At 63.8% G+C, this 8,077-nt stretch carries 4 protein-coding genes; 1 reads left to right on the top strand and 3 read right to left on the bottom strand.

From position 1 onward, the window contains the following. Window positions 1–417: 417 nt before the first annotated feature. On the bottom strand, window positions 418–1,401 hold the full coding sequence (locus tag BM125_RS07100; RefSeq protein WP_092406339.1) for a transposase: 984 nt from the start codon (window positions 1,399–1,401) through the stop codon (window positions 418–420). A 227-nt stretch (window positions 1,402–1,628) separates the two neighbouring features. Between BM125_RS07100 and BM125_RS07095 the strand changes: the two genes are divergently transcribed. Then, window positions 1,629–3,071, top strand: a complete 1,443-nt coding sequence (locus BM125_RS07095; RefSeq protein ID WP_092406337.1) for a hypothetical protein — start codon at window positions 1,629–1,631, stop codon at window positions 3,069–3,071. A gap of 386 nt (window positions 3,072–3,457) precedes the next feature. On the opposite strand, the gene BM125_RS07090 is transcribed toward BM125_RS07095, so the two are convergent. Further along, complete coding sequence (locus BM125_RS07090; RefSeq protein WP_217647820.1) at window positions 3,458–6,583, bottom strand: WD40/YVTN/BNR-like repeat-containing protein; 3,126 nt, start codon at window positions 6,581–6,583, stop codon at window positions 3,458–3,460. Between the two features lie 195 nt (window positions 6,584–6,778). Continuing rightward, window positions 6,779–7,909 carry a dipeptidase gene (locus BM125_RS07085; protein WP_175497947.1) on the bottom strand — a complete coding sequence of 377 codons (1,131 nt, stop codon included), beginning with the start codon at window positions 7,907–7,909 and terminating at the stop codon, window positions 6,779–6,781. Window positions 7,910–8,077: the final 168 nt, after the last annotated feature.

The raw sequence follows: 8,077 nt of genomic DNA, 5'->3' as shown, positions 1-8,077 counted from the left end.
TCGATCGCGAACTCGCTGGCCATTACGATGACGGCAGAGCAACTCGGGGCACAGCCATACCAGGAATGAGCAGGGGGAGGGGGTGGGCCAATTTCGGCCCCCTCCAGATTTCCCGGGCTTTCGAGCCGGATTTCATTTCCGCCCGAGACTCGAACAACCGTGATCGAAAAGGAAACAACCGGGACACGCACAACTCCAAGAAACAACCGGGACACGCACAACTCCAAGGTGATGGTTTGAAGAAGGCGAGCTGACGATCCGCGCCGCAGAGGCGAAGGGCTTCAGGCGTTGGAGGCGGGTGGGAAGTACGAGGAACGGCGACGTCGAGGCGTTATTCCTCGGATTGTAGGTGCGGTCCCGCATCCGCGGCCACGTTCAACCCCGGCCCGCGTGGCATCCAGTTTCTGGCAGATGCGATCAGGCGGTTCGATTTCGCATCAGCAGCTGGGCGCCGCCGATGCCTCTCAGCCAGGACTGTCCAATGGCTGCGGCCTTCTCCATCAGCGAGCGGGCTGAGCCGATCGCTCGCCAGTAGCGGGCTTCCGTGCCCAGCGTCTGCTGGTGCCACTGATGCTCGCTCAGGCCGAGGTTGCGAAGGATGGGCGGTTCGCTCATGTCAATGCGGCCGCTCTTGTCACCGCGGGTCAGTCTGGCAGTCCAGTCGATCAGGTCGAGATACGCTTCGGCCGTGATTGGCAGAGTGCCGGGGGCGGTCGTGTTGTTGATCGACGCCAATGGCCATTGGGCCGTGGCCGGCTCCGATCGAAGGTTTTTGATGCGTTGCACGGCGCTGGTATGGGCCGAAGTCTCGAGATTCTCCGCAATCCCAGCGCGAATCGGATTCAGGTCGACATAGCTCATGCAGGTGAGTACGGCAGTATCGTCGAGCAGGGCTTGGCACTTGTAGCGGCCCTCCCAGAATCGTCCGGTGCAGGCATCTTCCCGGTTGGCCCGACGCGCGATTGGTTCGTTGAGCGCCTTCATGAACCAGGCCAGACTGCCGAGGCGCTGGCGACACGAACTGAGCCGATCTGGATTGCCGAGCAGGGTCTGTTCCTTCAGACGACACGCCGCAGTGTCAGTCTCACCAGCCACGGTCGCCGGAAACAACCGCACCCAGCGCAGCGCCACTTCCGCATCGGACCACTTGGCCGCCGCCGTCGGATCGATGCGCAGCACGACATGTACATGGTTGCTCATTACCGCATAGGCATAGATGCCGACGGCGAAGATCTGGGCCAGCTCCAACAAGCGCTGCTCGACCCAGGCCCGGCGATGCTCGTAGGACTTTCCATCGTAAGGATCGACTCCGCATAGCCAGGCCCGCCGGACGCACCGTGAGATGCAGTGGTAGAAGCCTGGATTTTCAGGATCGACGAGCAGGTGGCGTGCCGTAGTCATGCCGCCAGCGTGCCGGGATCAGGCCGTGCTGTCTGTAGGAAAACATCGATTCGTGACGTAGGATCTTGAGGGCTTTTTGGATGTCCCGATTCGCCCTGCGATTCGCCCTTCGATCCAGGCGTCCGGTTCCCGCGTTTTCGGTGTCCAGATCCACGTAGTTCCGACTTTTCCCGGCCTCTCTCCAGTATCGGAGCTGCCAGGGTCCCGTTACGCGAGGCGATTACGCGATGCCGCTACCCAATGCCGAGAACTTCAGTTTCCGAGACGCTGCGCTGCGCATCGCTGGTCTGAAGGCCCGGATGTGGCTGGCGCGCCTGATTGGCCTCCCCTTCGCCGTGGTCGGCGGGATCATGTTGGCGTTCGCGTGGAGCGCCGTGCAGCCGTGGATCTCGGCCCTGCACGGACGCCTGGTCGCGGCGAACTCGACACAAGCCCGGATCGTCGAGTCGCGCTTCGTTTGCGAATCGTCGCAGGCGCGCCAGCTCGCGCTGACCGGCCTGGAACACGTGGTTCCGGGTGAGGCTGGCTGCGGAATGCGCGAGCAGGCGCTGCTGCGCTTCCTCGACGCCTCGGGTACACCGCATACGGTGCTGGCGACCGATCCCTCCGATCACTTCGTCGCACAGGGGCTCTCGCCCTCGTTTGCGGGTGACAAGTTTCAGCGTACCTTCGCGTTGGTCGGCCCGAAAATATATGCCGAACCGGGTGTGGAGGATTTGCTCAGGCAACTGCAGACGGATCTTCCCGATGATCTTTCGTTCGGCAGTGATTCGGCAATCAGCGCCTGGACCCAGGTCGATGCCTTGCGTTCACGCATGAACGATCCGCTGGTGAACGCGGCGTTCGCCTGGGTGCGGCCGTCGGCGTCGAGCGCGATCGAATTGCGCTATTCCGCTTCCGATCCCGAGCATGCCTGGATCGGTGCATTTCTCGACGATCCTGATGGCTGGAACCGGGTGCCCCTGATGCTCGCACTGCTGCTGGGTCCGATGGGAATCTTCGTGACGTATAAAGTAGCGCAGCTCTTCGTGGGACATTGGCATCGCCATGCACCCGTGCTCGCGACGATCTCGATCGTGCTTGGCATGCCGCTGTGGGTGCCGCACCTGTTCGACGTGATGGATCGCTTCGCCACCCGCGCTGAAGTCGTGGCGACCTTGCGCGAGGACTTCGGCATCCTTGTGCTGAGCAACGATGGTCGTGTCGAACCGCCGCCGGTCGAAACCCTGCAGGCGCTGGAGCCCGATGCGGTGACCGGGCCCCTCTACGCGCGTCTGCTCGATGGCTTGATTCCGGAGCCGCCACCGCGACCCTACAAGACCATGGGTGCGGCCTTCGACGCACTCTGCGCGGGCGTGGCCGAGCGGTTCTCGGTGCTGCCCGCAGCCGAGCGTGACGAGCGCTACCCATGGGTGTCGAAGCTGCAGGCGCGTGGCATCAGCACGCCGGGTGCCTGCCTGTTGCCGGTCGCGATCCGTGGACTTGACGAAGCGTTCGCGACCGGGGCCCCGCGCCCCTCACCCGAATACGGATTCCTCATGGCATACGTCTTTCAACCGAGGTTCGGCAGCTCCTTCGTTGCCGACTACACCCGCGCGCACGAACTGGCCGAGACTGCGAAAGAAGCCCTGAACCGCGAGATGGAGCGCAGGAAACCACTAGAGCAGTAATGCCGTCACGCCGTTTGCCCCCGAGCAACAGCAGGCAGAGAGGAAAGGCACTGAAGCCAGCGCGTCATCCCCGCGACGCCGGGGATCCAGCGACTTTCAAGGCTTTTGGAAGTGCGGAGTTCACTTGACTCCTGCCTTCGCAGGAATGACAAAAAGTGGGAATTCAGTGACAGTGCGGAACGGTTTGCTTGCGCACGGCCTGGCGCCAGTCTTCAACCATGGACTCCTGCCTCAAGCAAGCTGGAAGTTCGCAGCGCCTGGCCCATGAGCACTCTTTCGCTCACTGAAAGGAATGCGCGCGCATAACCGGCTGATGGAAATGAGTCGAGCAATGGGTTCGGGCCCCAAGGCTCGAACCCATTGCTTGCAGTCAGTCTGCCGCCTGCCTATTGCCAGATGGCGCCGTAGCCTGCCTTCCAGAGCGTGCTGTTCAGGGCCGGAACATCCTTGTCGAGCAGTTCGTCGGAGCGGGCCTTGAGCGTGGCCCATTGTGCGTCGAGCCGCTGCAGTTCTTCGAGTGTCGAAGCATTGATCTGCGGAAGATTGCTTTCGGTCTGGTTGATCAGGAACAGGTAGCTGGCGGTGAACTTGTTCGGGAAATTCTCGACATCGTCGTAGGCCTTCGAGCGGCGTTGGACCATGTCTTCGTCCCAGGCCTTGAGCTTGGCCTGCAGCGCCTCGCCCGCGGCCTTGAGCGCATTCGCCTTGTCGTCGCCGGGAAACTTGCCGAGCAGGGCCTCGAGCTGGGTCTGCTTGTCGTGCAGCTCGTTGACGCGCTGGTGCATCGCGCTGAGCGCCGCTTCCATGCGCGACATCAGCGCGTGATAGGCCTGGTAGCCGGCTGCATCGGTGCTGTAGAGCGGATTGGCGAGGATTTCGGCCTCCGTCGAAAGGGTCTGATCGCCCGACTTGAGGGTGAACCGGTATTTGCCCGGCATCGCCTTGTGGCCGGCATAGCTGGCTTCGAAATAGACGTCGGGGACGCCGGTCATGGTCGGGTAGCGCATATCCCAGACGAAGCGATTCAGGCCTTTGGCCTTGGGCAGCAGCGGGTCGGGTTTCGGACCGCCGTCCCATTTCTTCTGATCGGGCACGGCCTTCGATGAGAAGCTGCGGATGACGTGGCCGTCGGCATCGGCAACCTCCAGCGTGATGTCATCGGTCTTCTGCAGCTCCGGCAGCTGGTAGTAGACGACGATGCCAGTCGCCGGATTGACGCCATTGAAGGTGTCCGCGCCCTTGAATTCGGCATTGTCCTCGGCGTCGTGCTGGTCGAGTTCGCTGCTGCCGTTGACCAGGTAGGCATTGCCGGGCTTGTACAGCGCGAAGGCGGACCGGTCTTTCGTGTATTGGCGGATCAGGCTGAGGTCGTCGAGTATCCAGAACGATCGGCCCGAGGTCGCGGCAATGAGGTTGCCCTGGTGCACGCGCAGGTCGGTGATCGGGGTCACCGGCAGGTTCAGCTGGAACGGCGTCCAGTCCTTGCCGCCGTTCCACGACAAATAGATGCCGCGCTCGGTGCCGGCGTAAAGCAGGTCGCGGCGCACATTGTCTTCACGGACCACGCGGGTGAATGCGCCGTCCGGAATGCCCTTGTCGATCTTCGTCCAGCTCGCGCCGTAGTTGGTGGTCTTGTACAGCCCCGGTGTGTGGTCGTTGAACTTGTAGCGCGTGGTCGCGATGTAGGCCGTGCCGGGATCGAACGGCGACACCTCGATCGCGTTGATCAGGCACTCGGCCAGGCGCGGTGGTGTCACGTTCTTCCAGGTTGCGCCGCCATCGCGGGTCAGCTGCACGAGGCCATCGTCGCTGCCGGTCCAGATCACGCCCTTTTCGTGCGGTGATTCGACCACGTAGGCCAGGGTACCGTAGTTCTCGGCGCCGACCGCCTCGTTGGTGAACGGACCCCCGGGCGTGCCCTGTTTGTCCTTCTCGTTGCGGGTCAGATCGGGCGAGATTTCCTTCCAGGTCTTGCCGCGGTCGGTGCTCTTGAGCAGGTACTGAGAGCCGTGGAAGAAGGTGTCGGGTTCGTAGCGGCTCCAGACGATTGGCGCGTTCCAGTTGTAGCGGTACTTCATGTCCTTGGCGTCCATGCCGAGGTACTGGATCGGTGCGGGCATGACATTGGTGCCGGCCTTGGCCTTGGTGTCGATGACCTCGATCGTGCCCTGGTAGCTGCCGCCCATCACGTAGCGCGGGTTGTCGGGGTCGAAGGCCAGGAACGCGCTCTCGCCGCCGGCGGAAGCGACCCAGCTGTCCGGTCCGATGTGATCGCTGGCGAGTTCGCGGCTGGCGATCGAAACCGAGCTGTTGTCCTGCTGGCCGGCATAGATCCGGTAAGGGAACTGGTTGTCGACGTTGATGCGATAGAACTGGGCGGTCGGCATGTTGTTCTGCGTGCTCCAGCTTTGCCCACGATCGAAGCTGATCGACGCGCCGCCGTCGTTGGAGATGATGAAGTTGTCGGCATCGTCCGGGTTGATCCACAGATCGTGGAAGTCGCCATGCGGCGCCGACAGCCTGGCCCAGGTCTTGCCGCCATCGTCGGAGCGCAGTGCCGGCGCACTCATCACATACACGGTGTTTTCGTTCTTCGGGTCGGCGAACAGCTCGATGTAGTACCAGGCGCGCTGCACCAGCTGCGGTTCGCTGCTGACCTTGGTCCAGCGCTTGCCGGCATTGCTGGACATGTACAGGCCGCGCTCGTCCTTGATTGAGTCGGTCTCGATCAGGGCGTAGACCTTGTCCGGGTTGGCCGGGCTGACCGCGATCGCCATCTTGCCCATCTCTTCGGGCAGGCCCTCGGTCATGCGGTCCCAGGTCTCGCCGCTGTCGGTCGATTTGTAAAGGCCGCTGCCGGGGCCGCCGCTGATGACCTTCCATGGCAGCCGGCCGTGTTCCCACATGGCCGCGTAGAGAATCCGCGGGTTGCTCGCGTCCATCGACAGTTCCGCAGCGCCGGTGCGTTCGTTCACGAACAGCACCTTCTTCCACGTCGTGCCGCCGTCACTGGACTTGTAAACGCCGCGCTCTGCCGAGGGCGCAAAGGTCACCCCTTGCGCGGCGACGTAGACGAGATCGGGATCGCGCGGATCGATGACGATGCGGGCGATGTGCTGGGTCAGCTCGAGGCCGACCCGCTTCCAGGTCTTGCCGGCATCGGTGGATCGATAGACGCCATCGCCGTCATGGCTCATGACCCCGCGCATGGCATGTTCGCCGGTGCCGACGTAGATGACATTCGGATCGCTCGCGGCGACCGCGACGGCGCCGATCGTCGCCGTATTGAAATAGCCGTCCGAAACGTTGTGCCAGCTCAGGCCCATGTCCTCGGTCTTCCAGAGGCCGCCGCCGGTGGTGCCCATGTAGTAGGTTCGAGGGTCGCCGACCACGCCGGTGCTCGCATTCGAGCGCCCGCCGCGGAACGGGCCGATCGAACGCCACTGGACCGGCTTGAAATAGGTATCGAGATCGTCGTTCTGCGACGGTGCCGCGTACGCCGGAAGCTGCAATGCGAGTAAACCCAGGACAACCAGCGCAAGAAACCGTCTGCACATGTCGGACACCCCTGTTGGCACGGAAGCACCCGATTCTACACGCGTGCCGTGCGCTCCCGGTGCCATCCAACGGGACTTGCCAAGACGCAAGATCACGTGTCGGGCCATCGAGCCCGACCCGCGAGGCTCCGCCGCCCCGATGCGGCGGGTCTAGCGCCAGACCTCGGCGAAAACGCGCGCGAAGTTGCCGCCGAGGATCTTCTCGATGCGCGCATCCTTGTGCCCACGCCGGGCGAGCATGCCGGCGAGCAGCTCGAAGCGGTTGGCGACATTGAGGTCGGGGATGAACATGTAGAGATCGGCGGGTCGACCGTGCTCGAAGATGCCGTCCCCGACCATCGCCTTGACGTTCTCGCGATTGGACGCCTCGAATTGCGGCGTGCGCGCAACGGGGGCGATGCCGCCATCGGTGCCGATGCCGACATGGTCCTCGCCACAGACATCGATGGCGTGCTCGATATGGCGGACCACGTCGATCGCCATCGGCTGGGTGTCGGTGCGCAGGTACGGCCAGAAGATGATGCCGGCGACGCCGCCGCGTTCGGCCATGGCGCGCAGCTCGGCATCGCCGGTGTTGCGCGGCAGGTCGGCGAGCGCGCGGCAGCCGGTGTGGCTGATCAGCACGGGCGCCCTGGACGCCGCGATGCCTTCGGCCATCGTCCGCTGCGAGCCATGCGCCAGGTCGACGACGACGCGTTCGTGATTGAGCCGCTCGATCAGCGCATGGCCGAAATTGCTGAGGCCTGCATTGCCGGGCTCGGTCGAACCGTCACCGGCGAGGTTGCGACGGTTATGGGTGATCTGCACGACGCGGATGCCGAGCGTGCGGAACAGCGCCACGCGATCGAGGTCCTCTCCGATCGGTTCGCTGCCCTGGAAGCGCGGTATCAGGCCGAGTTGATGATCGGCGTGTGCACGTTGCAGGTCGGCCGCCGTGTCGATCAGGCGGAACGCGTCCGGACGGGCGGAAACAATGCCGCGCACGCGAGCCAGCTGCGCCTTCATCTTTTCGAATTGCGCGTCGTTGTTCCAGTAACGCCCATTCGGGCCGATCGACAAGAGCACGGCGCTGAGGCCCGAGGCGCGCGCAGCCGCGAGCTCGGCGGGGGTCTCCGTCGGGTCGGCATCGGATCCGAACAGGAAGAGTCCGCTCTCGCCATCGATCGCGATCGTATTGCGGTACGGCGGCCATGCCGGGACGTCGGCTGCATGCAAGCGGGCGGTCAGCGATGCGGCCGTCGCGGCTCCCGCGGCGATCAGAAACTCTCGGCGGTCAAGCATGGCATTTCTCGAGATGGGCGGGCGAACGAAGCAAGGCTTCTTGGTTGGCCAGGCCTTGTCAAGGTACCGGCCGGCGGGGAAGCCGAGCCTCGCTGGGCACTCTCCTGCGCCTCGATATTGGCCATCGCATGGGCAAGGCGCAAGCGGGCGCATCTGCGCCATTTCGGC

It is taken from the genome of Dokdonella immobilis (assembly GCF_900115085.1).
GTDB classification, from domain to species: domain Bacteria; phylum Pseudomonadota; class Gammaproteobacteria; order Xanthomonadales; family Rhodanobacteraceae; genus Dokdonella; species Dokdonella immobilis.
Note: the sequence above shows the minus strand (reverse complement) of the source record. Positions and strands in the feature narration are given on the sequence as shown.

Excerpts from the sequence above, each read along its gene's own strand:
- BM125_RS07100 (WP_092406339.1), bottom strand. The coding sequence starts at position 1,401 with ATGACTACGGCACGCCACCTGCTCGTCGATCCTGAAAATCCAGGCTTC.
- BM125_RS07085 (WP_175497947.1), bottom strand. The coding sequence starts at position 7,909 with ATGCTTGACCGCCGAGAGTTTCTGATCGCCGCGGGAGCCGCGACGGCC.
- BM125_RS07095 (WP_092406337.1), top strand. The coding sequence starts at position 1,629 with ATGCCGCTACCCAATGCCGAGAACTTCAGTTTCCGAGACGCTGCGCTG.